16 protein-coding genes are annotated in these 15227 nt (G+C 72.9%); 11 read left to right on the top strand and 5 right to left on the bottom strand.

Annotation, left to right across the window (positions count from 1 at the left end; translation table 11 throughout):
- The first annotated feature begins 21 nt into the window (after nucleotides 1-21).
- Nucleotides 22-498, top strand: coding sequence for a DUF6232 family protein (locus Air01nite_RS04625; protein ID WP_203700533.1), 477 nt, complete (start codon nucleotides 22-24; stop codon nucleotides 496-498).
- A gap of 10 nt (nucleotides 499-508) precedes the next feature.
- Here Air01nite_RS04625 and Air01nite_RS04620 read toward each other — a convergent pair whose 3' ends face one another.
- From Air01nite_RS04620 to Air01nite_RS04605, 4 genes are all read right to left on the bottom strand, one after another.
- Nucleotides 509-3772: an AfsR/SARP family transcriptional regulator gene (locus Air01nite_RS04620; protein WP_203700532.1), complete on the bottom strand. Its 3264-nt coding sequence runs from the start codon at nucleotides 3770-3772 to the stop codon at nucleotides 509-511.
- A 220-nt stretch (nucleotides 3773-3992) separates the two neighbouring features.
- Nucleotides 3993-4397 (bottom strand): PLD nuclease N-terminal domain-containing protein, encoded by a 405-nt coding sequence (locus tag Air01nite_RS04615; RefSeq protein ID WP_203700531.1) that lies wholly within the window; start codon nucleotides 4395-4397, stop codon nucleotides 3993-3995.
- Between the two features lie 61 nt (nucleotides 4398-4458).
- Complete coding sequence (locus Air01nite_RS04610; protein ID WP_203700530.1) at nucleotides 4459-4797, bottom strand: hypothetical protein; 339 nt, start codon at nucleotides 4795-4797, stop codon at nucleotides 4459-4461.
- Nucleotides 4790-5161, bottom strand: a complete 372-nt coding sequence (locus Air01nite_RS04605) for a YidH family protein (protein ID WP_203700529.1) — start codon at nucleotides 5159-5161, stop codon at nucleotides 4790-4792. Before Air01nite_RS04605 ends, Air01nite_RS04610 begins: the two co-directional genes overlap by 8 nt.
- A 40-nt stretch (nucleotides 5162-5201) precedes the next feature.
- Here Air01nite_RS04605 and Air01nite_RS04600 point away from each other — a divergent pair, with 40 nt between their 5' ends.
- The 6 genes from Air01nite_RS04600 (at nucleotide 5202) to mnmA (ending at nucleotide 10663) form a co-directional block, all read left to right on the top strand.
- Complete coding sequence (locus tag Air01nite_RS04600; RefSeq protein ID WP_203700528.1) at nucleotides 5202-5999, top strand: GNAT family N-acetyltransferase; 798 nt, start codon at nucleotides 5202-5204, stop codon at nucleotides 5997-5999.
- A 2-nt stretch (nucleotides 6000-6001) separates the two neighbouring features.
- A complete protein-coding gene (locus tag Air01nite_RS04595; protein WP_373310310.1) occupies nucleotides 6002-6397 on the top strand; it encodes a hypothetical protein in 396 nt (131 codons plus the stop codon).
- A gap of 176 nt (nucleotides 6398-6573) precedes the next feature.
- Nucleotides 6574-7350 (top strand): electron transfer flavoprotein subunit beta/FixA family protein, encoded by a 777-nt coding sequence (locus Air01nite_RS04590; protein WP_203700527.1) that lies wholly within the window; start codon nucleotides 6574-6576, stop codon nucleotides 7348-7350.
- Between the two features lie 15 nt (nucleotides 7351-7365).
- Nucleotides 7366-8325, top strand: coding sequence for an electron transfer flavoprotein subunit alpha/FixB family protein (locus Air01nite_RS04585; RefSeq protein WP_203700526.1), 960 nt, complete (start codon nucleotides 7366-7368; stop codon nucleotides 8323-8325).
- Nucleotides 8326-8403: 78 nt separating this feature from the next.
- Nucleotides 8404-9570, top strand: a complete 1167-nt coding sequence (locus Air01nite_RS04580) for a cysteine desulfurase family protein (protein WP_203700525.1) — start codon at nucleotides 8404-8406, stop codon at nucleotides 9568-9570.
- Nucleotides 9571-9592: 22 nt separating this feature from the next.
- A complete protein-coding gene (gene mnmA / locus Air01nite_RS04575) occupies nucleotides 9593-10663 on the top strand; it encodes a tRNA 2-thiouridine(34) synthase MnmA (protein ID WP_203700524.1) in 1071 nt (356 codons plus the stop codon).
- On the opposite strand, the gene Air01nite_RS04570 is transcribed toward mnmA, so the two are convergent.
- Entirely contained in the window at nucleotides 10660-12018 is a 1359-nt protein-coding gene (locus tag Air01nite_RS04570) for a ferredoxin reductase family protein (RefSeq protein WP_239090490.1), read from the bottom strand. The genes mnmA and Air01nite_RS04570 overlap by 4 nt on opposite strands.
- Before the next feature lie 148 nt (nucleotides 12019-12166).
- Between Air01nite_RS04570 and Air01nite_RS04565 the strand changes: the two genes are divergently transcribed.
- From Air01nite_RS04565 to Air01nite_RS04550, 4 genes are read left to right on the top strand one after another with little or no spacing between them, the layout of a single operon-like run.
- Nucleotides 12167-12913 (top strand): FkbM family methyltransferase, encoded by a 747-nt coding sequence (locus Air01nite_RS04565; protein WP_203700523.1) that lies wholly within the window; start codon nucleotides 12167-12169, stop codon nucleotides 12911-12913.
- A 43-nt stretch (nucleotides 12914-12956) separates the two neighbouring features.
- Entirely contained in the window at nucleotides 12957-13586 is a 630-nt protein-coding gene (locus tag Air01nite_RS04560; RefSeq protein ID WP_203700522.1) for a dihydrofolate reductase family protein, read from the top strand.
- 43 nt (nucleotides 13587-13629) lie between these two features.
- Complete coding sequence (locus Air01nite_RS04555; protein ID WP_425546837.1) at nucleotides 13630-14481, top strand: SCO6745 family protein; 852 nt, start codon at nucleotides 13630-13632, stop codon at nucleotides 14479-14481.
- Between the two features lie 9 nt (nucleotides 14482-14490).
- The gene (locus Air01nite_RS04550) at nucleotides 14491-15135 is read left to right on the top strand and encodes a class I SAM-dependent methyltransferase (RefSeq protein ID WP_203700521.1); all 645 of its coding nucleotides are present in this window, start codon (nucleotides 14491-14493) and stop codon (nucleotides 15133-15135) included.
- Nucleotides 15136-15227: the final 92 nt, after the last annotated feature.

The raw sequence follows: 15227 nt of genomic DNA, 5'->3' as shown, positions 1-15227 counted from the left end.
GCCAACGGTTTTCCTGAAGAGGTGACCGTCTACTACCGCGATCAGCACGTCCAGGTGACGTCCGACGTGGTGCGGGTCGACGGCGTCATATACCCGGTAGCGGCGTTGGAGCTGGTCTGGCACAAACGCGGCGCGGGCACGACCCGCACGAGGTCCCGCCGGGTCGGCCGGGGCGTACTCATCCTGATCATCTCGATCCTGCCGCTCGCGGCCATCGTCTGCGCGCTGTCGCTGGTCTATTCGGCCAGCGACCGCGCGGCCTGGGGCCTGGCCGCCGGGGTGTTGGGGGTGGGCGTGATCGGCGCGATCGCGCTGCTCCCGCTGGCGGAGTTGCCGCTGGGTTGGCTGGACCGCTCGTACGACCGGGGCACGGTGGTCAACGAACTCTGGATCCGCTACGCGGGCCACGACCACCTGCTCCTGCGCACCACCAACACGCTGCGCTTCGGCCAGATCTACCGAGCGGTCCAGCGCGCGGTGGAACAACATGCCGGCTGACCGGCCCGGCTCAGCTCGCGACCAGGCGCGACTGGGCGGTGACCAGTTGAGGGGAGGAGAGGTCGGCGTAGAGGTCGCGGGCCTTGAGCCACATCTCGTGGCCCGCGTCGAGGTCGCCCCATTCGACCAGCACGTCGCCCAGCAGGAGGAGGGCTGCCGCGATGCCCGGACGGTGGCCGGTTTCGCGGTAGATGTGCAGGGCGTTGCGGACGTCGCGGATCGCTACCTGGCGGTTGCCCAGGTCGTGGGCGCAGCTGGCGAGCACCCACAGGGCCCGGCCCTCCAGGATGCGGAAGCCCGACGCCCGCGCCTGCTCCAGGGCGCCGTCGGCCAACTCCTTGGCCTCCTCCGGCCGGCCCTGCCCCTGACGCACGTCGGCCAGCGTGACCAGCGCGCTGACCTCCGTGTGCAGGTAGTTGGCGCGCCGCGCCAGGCGGACCGCCTCGTCCAGCGCGTCGGCGGCCAGGTCCAGGTCGCCGTTGGCGATGTGCGCGACACCGAGCGCCTTGTGCGAGTCGGCCAGCAGGCGGGAGCGCTCCGTCTCGACGCCGATCTCGACCGCTCGCCGGGCCGTGCGCATCGCCTCGGCGCCCTCGCCGCAGGCGGCGTGGACCTGCGAGATCGCGCAGAGGATGTCGCCCTCGGTGCGGCGGTTGGCGTGCCGGACCGCCATCCGCAGCGCGCCGTTGAGCGTGCGCCGCGCCTGCTTGTAGCGGCCCTGCTCGGCCCGGATCAGGCCCAGGCCGAGGAACGCGATCGCCGACGCCTGCGGCCAGCCAGCGGCCCGATGGAGGCGGAGGCCGCGCTGCAGCACCTTGGCCGACTCCTCGAGCCGGCCCAGCGCCCAGTAGAGGCCCGACAGGTTGCCCAGCACCGTGGCCTCGGCCGTCGGGTTCTCGTTGCGTTGCGCCACCTCGATGCTGCCTTCGAACAGCGCGACCGCGTCGAGCAGCCGGCCGCTGCGCCAGTGCAGCAGGGCCAGGTTGCCCATCACCGCGCCCTCGCCGGTGCGCCACTGGCTGGACCGGGCCAGTGCGAGCGCGCGCAGGTAGTGCGGCTCCGCCGCGGGCGCGTCGGATCGCTGTGCGTGCAGGTCGCCCAGGCTGATCTCGGCGGACGCGGTGCCCATCTCGTCGCCGTCGGCCGCCGCCGCGGCCAGCGCCGCCTCCGCGATGGCCTGCCAGTCGGTCGGGCTGCCCGCCGACCAGAGGAACGGCCGCAGCGCGTCGGCGAGCCGCACCGCCGCGTGCCGCGGACCCTGCTCCGCCGCCGCGGCCACCGCCGGCACGAGCTGGGGCAGCTCGGCCGTGATCCAGTCGACGGCGTCACCCGCCTCGGCGAAGGTCGCCGTCAGCTCGGCGGTCGGGTCAGGTAGTTCCGCGGGCGTCCGCGGCGCCGGGATGCGGGCGTGCTGCCCGTTGGCCGCGGGCAGGCGGGAGAACTCCGGGTAGACCAGGCGGCGGGCCGCGTCGACGTGGTCGAGGTAGTAGCCGAACAGGCGGTCGCGGGCCGGCGCGTGGTCGGGCTCGTCGGCGGTCAGGCGACCCCGCGCGTATTCGGCCACCAGGTCGTGCAGGCCGTAGCGGCCCGCGGCGCGTTCGTTGACCAGGCTGGCCGCCACCAGGGCGTCGAGGGCCGGTGCCACGTCGGCCAGGTCGGCCAGGGCGGCCGCCAGGCCCGCGCCGAACTCGGCGCCCGGCACCAGGGCGAGCAGGCGGAACAGCCGCTGGGCCGGCGCCGGCAGGGCCGCGTAGCTCAGGTCGAACGCGGCCGACACCGTGGCCGCCGCGTCGTGCTCGATGCCCAGGCCCGCCAGGCGGTCGCCGTCGCGGAGGCGCTGGTTGTAGGCCGCGATCGGCGTCGGCAGCTCCGGGTCGACCTGGGCCGCGGCGATCCGCAGGGCGAGGGGGAGGTGGCCCGCCAGCGCGGCCAGGTCGGCTGCGGCGGCCGGCTCGCGGGCCACGACGTCGGCGCCGAGCAGGCGGCCGAGCAGTGCCGCCGAGGTCGTCGGCGCCAGCACGTCGAGCGGCACCGCGATCGCGCCGTCGACCGCGACCAGGCCCGCGAGGCGGTTGCGGCTCGTCACCAGCGTCACGCTGCCCGGGCCCGCCGGCAGCAGCGGGCGCACCTGGTCGGCGTGCTCCGCGTTGTCGAGCAGCACCAGGAGGCGCTTGTCGGCCGTCAGCGTGCGGTAGAGCTGGACCGCCTCGTCGAGGTCCGCGGGCGTGCTCGACGACGGCACGCCGAACGCGGTCAGGAAGCGGCCGATCACCTCGACCGGACGCAGGGAGCTGGTCTGCGCCCAGCCGCGGAGGTCGATCGCGAGCTGGCCGTCGGTGAACCGGCGGCGGGCCCGGTGACCCCATTGGACGGCCAGCGTGGTCTTGCCGACGCCGGCCATGCCCGAGACGACCACCACCACCGGGCCGTTGCCGCCCTCGGCGGTGACCAGCGCGTCGAGCCGGCGCAGCGGCTCGTCGCGGCCCAGGAAGGTGCGCGCCGGCGGCGGCAGCTGGGCCGGTGCGGTGCGCTCGTGCGCGGCCGCCCGCAGGATCCGGCGGTGCAGGTCGCGCAGGTTGTCGCCCGGGTCGACGCCCAGCTCCTCGGCCAGCAGCCGGCGCGTGCGCTCGAACGCGGCCAACGCCTCGCCGCGCCGGTCGGCCCGCGCCAGCGCCGTCATGAGCTGGCCCTGGAGCCGCTCGCGCAGCGGGTGCTGCTCGGCCAGCGCCCGGACCTCGGGCCCGATCTCGCGGTGGCGGCCGAGCTCCAGCTCCAGGTCGAAGCAGTCCTCGTAGGCGGCGAGCCGCAGCTCGTGCAGCCGGGCCGCCTCGGCCCGCACCCGGTCGCCGTAGTCGTCGCCCTCGTATGCCGCCGCACCGCGCCACAGCCCGAGCGCCTTGCGCAACGCCCGCCGCGCCTCCTCGGACTGCCCGTCGGCCCGCAGCTGGCCCGCCCGGATCGCCAGGTTGCCGAACGTGTCGGCGTCGAGCTGCCCCGGAGCGACCGCGAGCAGATAGCCGGCCGGCGTGCGGCGCAGCACCTCGTCGCCCAGCGCCTTGCGCAGGTGGTGGATCAGCACCCGGAGCGCGCCGCGCCGGCTCTCGTCGCCGGCGCTCTTGTCCCACAGCGCCTCGGCGAGCACCGCGACCGACACCGAGTGGTTGGCCTCGACCAGTAGGTTGGCGAGCACCACACGGTGTTGGCGTGCGGCGAGCACGACCGGATCGGCTTCCCCGCGCAGCACCCGCAGCGAGCCCAGAACCTCGAACCGCATGGCATCTCCCGTTGTTACCATGGCAAAGACGGTTACTCACGTTAGCGCACGAACGCCATCCCTTGCTGGTTCAGCCAACGCAGATCCAACACCGGCCTTGCACAGTAGGCACCGGCCGCACCGCCCTGCGCGCAATCGGCCGCCGGAGGGGGGTTGACGCGGCCAACGGGGGGCCGCGTCCTCCCTCTGCCTTCGGCCGACCGTCGGCCGCCGGCGCTGGTCACCCGCGAGGCGGGTCGTCCTTTTCCTGGCGTAGGTCTTCCTCGCGCCGCCGCAGGTCGGCCTCCCAGCGCTCGAACAGCTCAGCGTCCGAGGTGCGCTGCTGGTCGTTGATCGACTTGAGGAACTCGGGGTCGTCGTCGGGCGCCGTCGGGCGCGGCCGTTGGTGCTCGGGAAACCCGGCGCCGGGCCGCCACCGCGCGCCGTCGCCCGCCGAGCGCTGCTCGGGCCGGCCCGCGACGAACCACGCGATGCCGCCGACCAGCGGGAAGAACAGGATGACGAGCACCCAGACGATGCGCGGTAGTGCGCGGATCTCACCCTCGTCGGCGGACAGGCAGCTGATCAACGCAGCCACTGCCAGCACGAGCTGGGCCACGAAGAGAAGTCCGTAGAGGCGCGCCATGCGGACATGATGGACCGTCCGCACCAGTCGCGGCCACCCCGTACCGTTGCCAAAACGGTTGTCAAAGTGCGAAAAGCATCAGCAAGCCGAGAATCGAGTAGGCGGGGACGATCAACGCCGCGATCAGCAGGACCCGCGGCGTCGCCGCCGACACCGGTCGCGAGTGGCCCGAGAGCTGCCGGACGCGGCCCAGCACCCAGAGCCCGCCCAGGCCCCAGCCGGCGATGGCGATGGCCGCGAACACGGCGCCCAGTGTGCCGTGCCGCACACCGAACCGGGCCGCGAGCACCGCCGTCACCGACAGCGCCAAGACGGTGCGCCCCCAGGCGAACCGGGTGCGGATCCACGCCACGCCGGTGTCCGCGACGCGGAACTCCGAGGACTCGACGGGCTCAGCCACGGGCGGCCTGCACCAACACCGCCGCCACCAGCAGCAACGCGCCGAGAGCGACCAGGATGGACAAGATCGCCGGGAAGCGCGACGGCGGCAGGTCACGGCGTTGCCGCATTGCCCGCTCGGCCCGCGCCCAGTGGTCGACGGCGCGCAACGCCACGAAACCGCCGAGCACCAGCAACGCCACCGCGATCACCTCACGCAGGTGGGCGATCCCGAGCACGGGCAGGAACTGCGCCACCGCCAGACCGCCCGCGACCAGCGCCAACGCGGTCCGGATCCAGGCCAGGAACGTGCGCTCGTTGGCCAGCGAAAACCGGTAGTCCGGCGTCTCACCCACGTCCTGGGTGTCGAACCACCGCTTGATCACGCTTCGATTATCGGTCGACAGAACCTCATAACCTGATCGGGTGACCGAACTCGACGTCGCCGCCCTACGGGCCGCCTACGACAGCCAGCTCCGCGCCTACGATCCGGAGCTGCCGGGGGTGACCGTCGAGCACGACGGCCCGCTCAAGCGCGCGTCCGCGATGATGGGCGGCGGCTACGTCGTCTACCAGGACCTCGGCGGCCTCGACGGAGCCGAGCTGGACGCCCTGATCGCCCGGCAGGTCGACCACTTCCGCGACCGCGGCGAGCGGGTCGAGTGGAAGCTGCACGGCCACGACGAGCCCAAGGATCTCGCCGAGCGGCTCGAGGCACACGGCTTCGCCCCGGAGGAGCAGGAGACCGTCGTGATCGGCCCGGTCGCGCCGCTGGCGGCCGCGCTGCCGGTGCTGCCGACGGGCGTACGCCTCCGCGACGTCACCGACCGCGCCGACTTCGACCGCATCGCGCGGATGGAGGAGGCGGTCTGGGGCGACGACCGGAGCTGGATCGCCGACATGCTCCACGACGAGCTCGCCGCACACCCGACCGACCTGGCGGTGACCGTCGCCGAGGACGCCGACACGCGCGAGGTGGTCAGCGCCGGGTGGGTGAGATTCGTTCCCGGCACGGCGTTCGCCACGCTGTGGGGCGGTTCGACGCTGCCGGCGTACCGGCGCCGCGGCATCTACCGCGCCCTGGTCGCGCACCGGGCCCGGCTGGCCGAGGCCAACGGCTACACGCTCCTCCAGGTCGACGCCTCCGCCGACAGCCGGCCGATCCTGGAGCGGTTGGGGTTCGTGGCGGTCACCACGACCACGCCCTACGTCTACCATCCGTGATCGTGGCTGAGCTGACCGACAACGAGCGGGCGACCCTCAAGCGCGCCGCCTTCGGGGTTGTCTATCTCGTCTCCAACGCGGAGCCCGGGTTCCTGGCGATGGTGCGCGAGAGCGTCGCGGCGTCCGGCGCGTTCACCGGCGCCCGCGGCCTGGCCCGTGACGTGCTGACCAGCGGCGGCCTGCCGAAGTTCCCGCGCAAGGACCCGGGCCGGGTCGAGGCCGAGGTGCTGCCGGCGCTGTCGCAGTCGCTCGCCATCCTGCGCGCGAAGGCGCCCGACGAGGTCGAGAACTACCGCGACGCGGTGCTGTCCGCGGCGCAGCGGGCGGCCGAGGCGAGCCACGGTGTCAACGCGACCGAAGCAGCCGTCCTGGCCAAGGTGCGTGCCGCGCTCGCGTGACCGGCGTGAGCCGTGTCACGCTGATGCTCTGCGGACGGGAAGCTACTGGCGGGTAAGTTAGCGCTGGGTGTCAGGTGGGCAACTCCACACCGCCCCGCGATTGACCGGGTGTTCGCCCGCCCGGCAGGCTGCGACCTAAACGCTCGTTAACCAACCAGGAGGGTCGTCGAAACGCGATGAATATCGTCGTCCTCGTCAAGCAGGTGCCTGACTCCGGCTCGGAGCGCAGTCTGTCTGGCGACAACACGGTCGAACGTCAGTCGGCCAACAACGTCATCAACGAGATGGACGAGTACGCCATCGAGGAGGCGTTGAAGATCCAGGAGGCGCACGGCGGCGAGGTCACGATCCTCACGATGGGTCCGGAGCGTGCGGCGGAGTCGATCCGCAAGGCGCTGTCGATGGGTCCGGACAAGGCCGTCCACGTCATCGACGACGCCCTGCACGGCTCGTGCGCCCTGGCCACGTCGAAGGTCCTCGCGGCGGCGCTCGGGACGCTCAACCCGGATCTGGTGATCGCGGGTGCGGAGTCGACCGACGGCCGTGTGCAGGTGATGCCGCACATGATCGCGGAGCGGATGGGCGTGGCGGCGTTGACCGGCGCGCGGAAGCTGACCGTCGAGGGCGGCACGCTCACGATCGAACGGCAGACCGAGGAGGGGTACGAGGTCGTCACCGCGAACACCCCGGCGGTCGTCAGCGTGTGGGACACGATCAACGAGCCCCGCTACCCGTCGTTCAAGGGGATCATGGCCGCCAAGAAGAAGCCGGTGCAGACTCTGGCGCTGGCCGATCTGGGCATCGACGCCGCCGAGGTGGGTTTCGCCGGCGCGTCGTCGCAGGTGGTCGAGCACGCGAAGCGCCCGCCGCGGCAGGGTGGCCAGCGGGTCACCGACGACGGCAACGGCGGCGTCGCGCTGGTCGAGTTCCTGTCGTCCGAGAAGTTCGTCTGAGAGGGAGGCACAGTCATGGCTGAGGTTCTGGTCCTGGTCGAGGCCACCCGCGACTTCACGGTCAAGAAGGTCACCCTCGAGCTGCTGACCCTGGCGAGGCAGATCGGGTCGCCGTCCGCGGTCGTGTTCGGCGCCGCCGGCGCCACCGCCGCGATGGTCGACAAGCTCGGCGAGTACGGCGCCGAGAAGGTCTACGCCGGTGAGAGCGCCGACATCGACGGCCACCTGGTGGCGCCGAAGGCGACCGCCCTGGCCGAGCTGGTCCGCCGGGTGCAGCCCGCGGCGGTGCTGCTGCCGTCCACCCAGGAGGGCAAGGAGATCGCCGGCCGGCTGGCCGTCAAGCTCGACAACGGCCTGCTCACCGACGCGATCGCGCTCACCGCGGACGGCACCGCGACCCAGCCGGCGTTCGCCGGCCAGGTCATCGTCCAGTCGAAGGTCACCCGGGGCATCCCGATCGCCACCGTCCGCCCGAACTCGCTCACGCCCGCCCCGCAGGCCGCGACGCCGGCCGTCGAGGAGCTGCAGGTCAGCCTCGGCGCGGCGGACACCCTGGCCAAGGTCGTCGACCGGGTCACCGAGCAGAAGGGCTCGCGCCCCGAGCTGACCGAGGCCTCGGTGGTGGTCTCCGGCGGTCGTGGTGTCGGCAGCGGCGACAACTTCAAGCTGGTCGAGGAGCTGGCCGACCTGCTCGGCGGCGCCGTCGGCGCGTCCCGGGCCGCGGTCGACTCCGGTTTCTACCCGCACCAGTTCCAGGTCGGGCAGACCGGCAAGACCGTCTCACCGCAGCTCTACATCGCACTGGGCATCTCCGGCGCCATCCAGCACCGGGCCGGCATGCAGACCTCGAAGACCATCGTGGCGGTCAACAAGGACGCCGAGGCACCGATCTTCGAGCTGGCCGACTACGGCATCGTCGGCGACCTGTTCAAGGTCGTACCCCAGGCAGCCGAAGAGATCCGCAAGCGTAAGTGACCCGACCGGGAAGGGATCCTTGCCTCGGCAAGGGTCCCTTCCTCACGTAAGGACCGCACGGGGCTACGCTGAACCGTGATGGCATACCTGGATCACGCCGCCACCACGCCGATGCTCGACGAGGCCATCGAGGCCTACGCCGCCACGGCACGGGAGGTCGGCAACCCTTCATCGCTGCACGCCGCGGGGCGCTGCGCGCGCCGGCACGTCGAGGAGTCCCGCGAGCGGATCGCGGCCGCCCTCGGCGCCCGGCCCTCTGAGGTGATCTTCACGGGCGGCGGCACCGAAGCCGACAACCTCGCCGTCAAGGGCATCTTCTGGGCGCGGCGCGCCGAGCGGCCGGGGCGGGTCCGGGTGATCGCCAGCTCGGTCGAACACCACGCCGTCCTCGACTCGGTCGAATGGCTGGTCCGGCACGAGGGCGCCGTCGCGACCTGGCTGCCGGTCGACGCGGCCGGCCGGCTCGACCCCGCCGCGCTGGCCGAGGCGCTCGACGACGACGTCGCCGTGGTCACCGCCATGTGGGCCAACAACGAGGTGGGCACGCTCCAGCCGGTGGCCGACCTCGCCGCCCTGTCCGCCGCCGCCAAGGTGCCGTTCCACACCGACGCCGTGCAGGCCGTCGGCCAGGTCCCGGTCGACTTCGCCGCGAGCGGCGCCGCCGCGCTCACGCTCACCGGACACAAGCTCGGCGGCCCGGTCGGCGTCGGCGCGCTGCTGCTCGGCCGCGACGTCACCGTCACGCCCTTGTCGCACGGCGGCGGCCAGGAGCGCGACGTCCGCTCGGGCACGCTCGACGCGCCCGGGATCGTCGCTTTCGCGGTCGCGGTGGAGACGAGCGTCAAGACCCAGCGGGAGTACGCGGCCCGCGTCGCCGCCCTCCGCGACTCCCTCGTCGAGGGCGTACGCGCGGCCGTGCCGGACGTGATCTACAACGGCGACCCGGTCGACCGGCTGCCCAGCAACGCGCACTTCTCGTTCCCCGGCTGCGAGGGCGACGCGCTGCTGCTGCTGCTGGACGCGCAGGGCGTGGCCTGCTCGACGGGTTCGGCCTGCTCGGCCGGCGTCGCACAGCCGTCACACGTGCTGCTCGCGATGGGCAACGACGACGCCCGGGCGCGCTCGTCGCTGCGCTTCACCCTGGGCCACACCTCGACCCAGGCCGACGTCGACGCGCTGGTCGCCGCCCTGCCCGCCGCGGTGGAGCGGGCCCGCCGAGCCGGCATGATCAAGTCGTCGCGGTGAGCCGACGCGTACCCTTGCTGCCGTGAGGGTTCTCGCAGCGATGTCCGGCGGAGTCGACTCCGCCGTCGCGGCCGCACGCGCCGCGGCGGCCGGGCACGACGTCACCGGCGTGCACCTGGCGCTGTCCCGCAACCCGCAGACCTACCGGTCCGGCGCGCGGGGCTGCTGCACGCTGGAAGACTCCCGTGACGCCCGACGCGCGGCCGACGTGATCGGCATCCCGTTCTACGTGTGGGACATGGCCGACCGGTTCCACGAGGACGTCGTCGACGACTTCGTCGCGGAGTACGCCGCGGGCCGCACCCCGAACCCGTGCCTGCGCTGCAACGAGAAGATCAAGTTCGCCGCGGTGCTGGACCGGGCGATCGCGCTCGGCTTCGACGCGGTGGTCACCGGCCACCACGCCCGGCTCGGCGCCGACGGTCTGCTGCGGCGCAGTGTCGACCTGGCCAAGGACCAGTCGTACGTGCTGGCCGTGCTCACCCGCGAGCAACTCGACCGGTCGATGTTCCCGCTCGGCGACTCGACCAAGGCCCAGGTGCGCGAGGAGGCGGCGGCGCGCGGCCTGTCCGTCGCGGACAAGCCCGACTCGCACGACATCTGCTTCATCGCCGACGGCGACACCCGCGGCTTCCTGTCCCAACGGTTGGGCGAGGAGCCCGGTGACATCGTCGACGCGCTGACCGGCGCGGTGGTCGGCTCGCACGCGGGCGCCTACGCCTACACGGTCGGCCAACGCCGCGGCCTCAACATCGGCGTGCCGGCGCCCGACGGCAAGCCGCGCTACGTCCTGTCGATCACGCCGGTGACCAACACGGTGACGGTCGGCCCGGCCGAGGCGCTCGAAGTGTCCACGGTGACCGGTGAGCGTCCGGTGTGGACCGGCGGCCCGTTGCCGGACGGCCCGGTCGAGTGCGAGGTGCAGCTGCGCGCGCACGGCACGCCACTGCCCGGCGTGGTCACCATGGCCGACGGCGCGCTGGTCGCGTCGCTGCGCACCCCGGCCAGGGGAGTGGCACCGGGCCAGGCCGTCGTGGCCTACCGCCCAGACGCCGGCGGCGACGTCGTCCTGGGCTCGGCCACGATCCGCTAGTCGCCCGCCAGCGCGAACCGTTCCGCGTGCACCTGGCGCTTCGGCACGCCGATCTCCTTCAGCGCCTTCAGCACGGTGTCGGTCATCGCGGGCGGGCCACACACGTACACGTCACGCTCTCTGATGTCCGGCACCATCGCCGTGAGGTTGGCCGGCGCGAACGGGAAGTTGGGCGGCAGCCCGGCGCCGGTGCGGCCGGTCAGCAGGTGCACGGTCACGCCGGCGTTGGTCACGTAGTGCCCCAGCTCCGAGAGCAGCACCGCGTCGGCCTCGGTCGGCACCCGGTAGAGCACCGTCACCGGCCCGTCGAGCTCGCCCAGCAGCGAGCGGATCGGCGTGATCCCGACCCCGCCCGCGATCAGCAGCGTCGCGTCGCGGGTGCGGTGCAGCGTGGTGAACGCGCCGTACGGCCCCTCGACGAAGACCCTGGAACCGACCGGCAGGTCGCGCAGGCCCGCGCTGGTCTTCCCGACCGCCCGCGCCGTCAGCCGGAGCACCTCACCGTCCGGCGTCGAGGAGATCGAGAACGGGTTGGCCTGCCACCACCGTCCCTTGGTCAGGAAGCGCCAGATGAAGAACTGCCCGGCCCGCGCCTCGATCCCGGCCAGGTCGCGCCCGGTCACGTACACCGAGGTCACGGTGGGCGACTCCGGCACGACCGCGGCCACCCGCAGCTTGTGCCGGGCGTTGCGGAGCAGCGGCGTGACCAGCCGACCGTGCAGCAGGGACACGATCACCAGACCCCAGAGCCCCCACCAGTACGCGGTGGTCAGCGCGTTGGCCCGGAACGTGCTGCCCTCGTAGAGCTGGTGCAGCACGGCCAGCGCGACGGCGACGTAGAGGATGACGTGGATCGCGTGCCACAGCTCGTAGGAGAGCCGGCGCCGGGCGAACCGCACCGACAGCGCCACCACGATCACGATCAGCGAGACCGCGAGCATGCCGAGCAGCGTCGGGAAGATCCCGAGGAACACGTCGATCTGCGCGAAGACGGAGATGTCGCTGAGGCGGGCGTACCCCACCAGGATGAAGCTCGCGTGCAGCACCACCGCCCAGAACAGGGCGAACCCGGTCCAGCGGTGCCAGGCGGTCAGCTTGTCGGCGCCGATCCAGGTGTCGAGCCACGGCAGCCGGGCCACGAGCAGCAGTTGGAGCATCATCAGCAGCGCGGCATGCAGGGCGATGAACTTGGCGATGCCGATCAGGTCGTTCTTCGCCGGATCGCCCGTGAAGAACAGGATCTCGACGATCGCCACATTGCAGGCAAGTCCGATCCAAACGAAATATCGGGCAAGCTGGGCTTGGTTGCCGGTCGCGCGTTCCACGCGCGCCGCCGTCGCGTCGGCAGCAGTCACGCCGCTGCCTCCCTTCGGTCGGCAGAGCGAGACTGCCGGCAACTGAGCTGGCTGCGCTCGCTTCGCTCGCTCATGACTGATCTCCTGTCCCGTGCCTCCGCGAGTGACTACGGCGTTTGGGCGAGAGTAGTTCAGCTAGGGTCGCTGCATGCTGACCCGAGCGTGGGGAATCGCCCGATCGTTGGTTATCTATCACGGCCAGCCCGGTCGGCACCGGCGGCTCGTCCGCTTCTACGGCCAGTTCCTCGGCCCTGGCGACGTCGCGTTCGACATCGGCGCGCACGTCGGCAGCCGGGTCCGGGCCTGGCGCAAGCTCGGCGCCCGGGTGATCGCGGTCGAGCCGCAGCCCGACTGCCTGCGGGTCCTGCGCGCGTTCTTCGGCCGCGACGACCAGGTGGTGATCGCCCCCATCGCGGTCGGCGCCGCACCCGGCACGGCACAACTCGCGCTCTCCACCGCGACGCCCACGGTCTCGACACTCTCGACGACCTGGCGCGACACGGTCGCCACGGACCGCAGCTTCGCCAAGGTCCGCTGGGACCGCACGGTCGAGGTCCGGGTCACGACCCTCGACGACATGATCAAGGAGTACGGCGAGCCGGCGTTCTGCAAAATCGACGTGGAGGGTTTCGAGGCGGACGTGCTGGCGGGGCTGTCGCGACCCGTACGCGCGCTGAGTTTCGAATATCTCCCGATGGCGCACGAGGCCGGGCTCGCGGTGCTGGGTCAGGTGGAGTCGCTGGGCGGCTACGAATACAACTACTCGCCGGTGGAGACCATGCGCTGGGCCCGGTCGCAGTGGATGACGGCGGGGGAGTTGGTCGCCCTGCTCGGCGAGGTCCGTCCCACGGGCCGCTCCGGCGACGTGTACGCCCGCCTCGTGTCCGCATCCTGATGCCGGCTCCGACGTCGCCTTCGAGAGAGGGAGGCGGGTCGGGATGGCCAAGGTGATCGTGGATCTGACGGTGTCGCTGGACGGGTTTGTCGCCGGCGCGGGCGACGGGCCGCAGAACCCGCTCGGCGCGGGCGGAGAGGGCCTGTTCCGGTGGTACTTCGACGGCGAGACACCGATCCGGGCGTACGAGGAGGCGGCCGCGCGCGGGGTCCGGGTGCCGCCGTTCCGGCTGTCGCGGGCCAGCGCCGAGGTGTTCGGCGAGCTGGTCGACTCCGGCGGGGCCGTGATCACCGGGCGGCGGACGTACGACATCGCCGGCGCGTGGGGCGGCAACGGTCCCGTGCCCGGGGTGCCGGTGTTCGTGCTGACCCACCGGCCACCGTCGTCGGTGCCGGTCGGCGAGAGCGCCTACACGTTCACCGACGACATCTCGACCGCCGTGGCACAGGCTTCGGCGGCGGCCGGTGACCGCTACGTGAGCCTGATGGGCGCGAGCCCGGTGCGCGAGTGCCTGCGGCTGGGCCTGCTCGACGAGATCCAACTGCACGTCGTGCCGCTGCTGCTCGGCGGCGGTGTCCGGCTCTTCGACCAGGTGCCCGCCGCCACACTGGAGAAGCTGCGGGTCGTCGACGCACCGGGCGTGACCCACCTGCGCTACCGCGTCGTCCGTTAGGGCGTGTCTTCCTCGCGTCTCGCGCCGCCGGTAGCGTCGCGGCATGGACTCGCTGCCGCGCACGATGTGGACGCTGTTCGAGCCGATTCACGGGGTCACCTACTTCACGCCGCAGGCCCGCGCGGCTTTCGAAGCGGCCAACCTGCGCGGCTACTGGCGTGGCTACTTCGCGGGCCGGGCGGCCCCGCTCGGCCCGGTCGACGCGGCACCCGTGACCGCGCTGTTCTTCGGTTTCGCACCGGCGATGGTGACCCGCGCGCTGCCGGACGTGTGGTCGCGCGCCACCCCCGCGGAGGCGCTGGCGGCGCGGCTGGCCGGCGCCCGCGCGTCGCTGTCGCCGCTCTTCGACGGTGCCGGCCCGGTCGACGAGGCCGCCGACCTGCTCCGCGCGGCGGCCGAGGCGGTGCCGACCGCCGGCCGCGCCCTGGCCGCCGCGAACGCCGCCCTCCCGTGGCCTGACGACGCGCTGGGCGTCCTGTGGCAGGCCGCGACGATCCTGCGGGAGCACCGCGGTGACGGCCACGTCGCGGCCCTGCTGGTGGCCGGCCTGGACGGCGCCGAGGCCGGCGTCTGGCGGGCGGCGATCGACCAGCGGCGCGACTACCTGCAGCCGGCCCGCGGCTGGACCGACGAGGAGTGGACGGCCGCCGCCGGCCGGCTGCGCGACCGCGGCTGGCTCGACGAGTCTGGCGCCGCGACCAAGGTCGCCCTGGCCGCCCGTGCCGAGATCGAGGACAGCACCGACCGCCTGGCCGCGGCACCCTGGGCCGCCCTGGGCGAGGCGCGCACGGCCCGCCTCCGCGAGGTGCTCCACCCGCTGGCCGTCCGGGCCCGCGCCGCCCTTCCGGAAGAAACGCCGATCGGCCTGCCCGCGCTGCCCGCGATGACCCCCTAGATTGCCCCGGTGGATGCCAAGACCGAAGAGCTGAAGGCCGCGCACGACGTGCTCGCCGCGTTCTACCGCGAGCAGGCCGACGGCCTGCTGGAGAAGCTGCCGATCGTCCGGGGCGTGCTCGGCATGTTCTGCGAGCTGACTCTCGCCGCCGGCCTGGGTCGCGACGTCGCCGACATCGGTTGCGGCACGGGCCACCTGGCGCCGTTCCTGGCCGCACAGGGCGTCTGGCCGCGCGGCGTCGACCTGTCGCCGGGCATGGTCAAGCTGGCGCGGCAGGACTTCCCGGAGTTCTCGTTCGAGGAAGGCGACGTGCGCGCCCTGCCGCTGGCGGACGCGTCGCTGGCCGGCGTGGTCTGCTGGTACTCGCTGATCTTCCTGGCCCCCGCCGACCGGCCGATCGCGTTCGGCGAGCTTGCCCGCGTCGTCAAGCCCGGGGGCTACCTGGTGACGGGTTTCAAGGACGGCGACGGCAAGCTCCGCCGCAGCGGCCGCAGCGCGGGCCTCGGCGTCGAATGGGACGGCTACTGGCTGCCCACGCACGAGGTGGAGGCGCACCTCACCGCCGCCGGCTTCACGATCGTCTTCCGCGGCGGGCGCCCGGCCGAGGAGGGCGAGTCCACGCCGCAGGGCTACCTGATCGCCCGGCGCGGGTGAGCCAGGAGACACTCGCCGCGGGCATGAAACCGCTGGTCAGCGAGGTTTTCTGAATCAGGCACCGCGAATGGTCGCGGAACCCGACGAGCCGT

The sequence above is a fragment of the Asanoa iriomotensis genome (genome assembly GCF_016862515.1).
GTDB classification, from domain to species: Bacteria; Actinomycetota; Actinomycetes; order Mycobacteriales; family Micromonosporaceae; genus Asanoa; species Asanoa iriomotensis.
Note: the sequence above shows the minus strand (reverse complement) of the source record. Positions and strands in the feature narration are given on the sequence as shown.

Bases quoted from the DNA above. Each gene is read 5' to 3' on its own strand.
- Air01nite_RS04560 (WP_203700522.1), top strand. From the start codon at position 12,957: ATGGCCAAGGTGATCGTGGATCTGACGGTGTCGCTGGACGGGTTTGTC.
- Air01nite_RS04590 (WP_203700527.1), top strand. From the start codon at position 6,574: ATGAATATCGTCGTCCTCGTCAAGCAGGTGCCTGACTCCGGCTCGGAG.
- Air01nite_RS04580 (WP_203700525.1), top strand. From the start codon at position 8,404: ATGGCATACCTGGATCACGCCGCCACCACGCCGATGCTCGACGAGGCC.
- Air01nite_RS04555 (WP_425546837.1), top strand. From the start codon at position 13,630: ATGGACTCGCTGCCGCGCACGATGTGGACGCTGTTCGAGCCGATTCAC.
- Air01nite_RS04585 (WP_203700526.1), top strand. From the start codon at position 7,366: ATGGCTGAGGTTCTGGTCCTGGTCGAGGCCACCCGCGACTTCACGGTC.
- Air01nite_RS04615 (WP_203700531.1), bottom strand. From the start codon at position 4,397: ATGGCGCGCCTCTACGGACTTCTCTTCGTGGCCCAGCTCGTGCTGGCA.
- Air01nite_RS04620 (WP_203700532.1), bottom strand. From the start codon at position 3,772: ATGCGGTTCGAGGTTCTGGGCTCGCTGCGGGTGCTGCGCGGGGAAGCC.
- Air01nite_RS04565 (WP_203700523.1), top strand. From the start codon at position 12,167: ATGCTGACCCGAGCGTGGGGAATCGCCCGATCGTTGGTTATCTATCAC.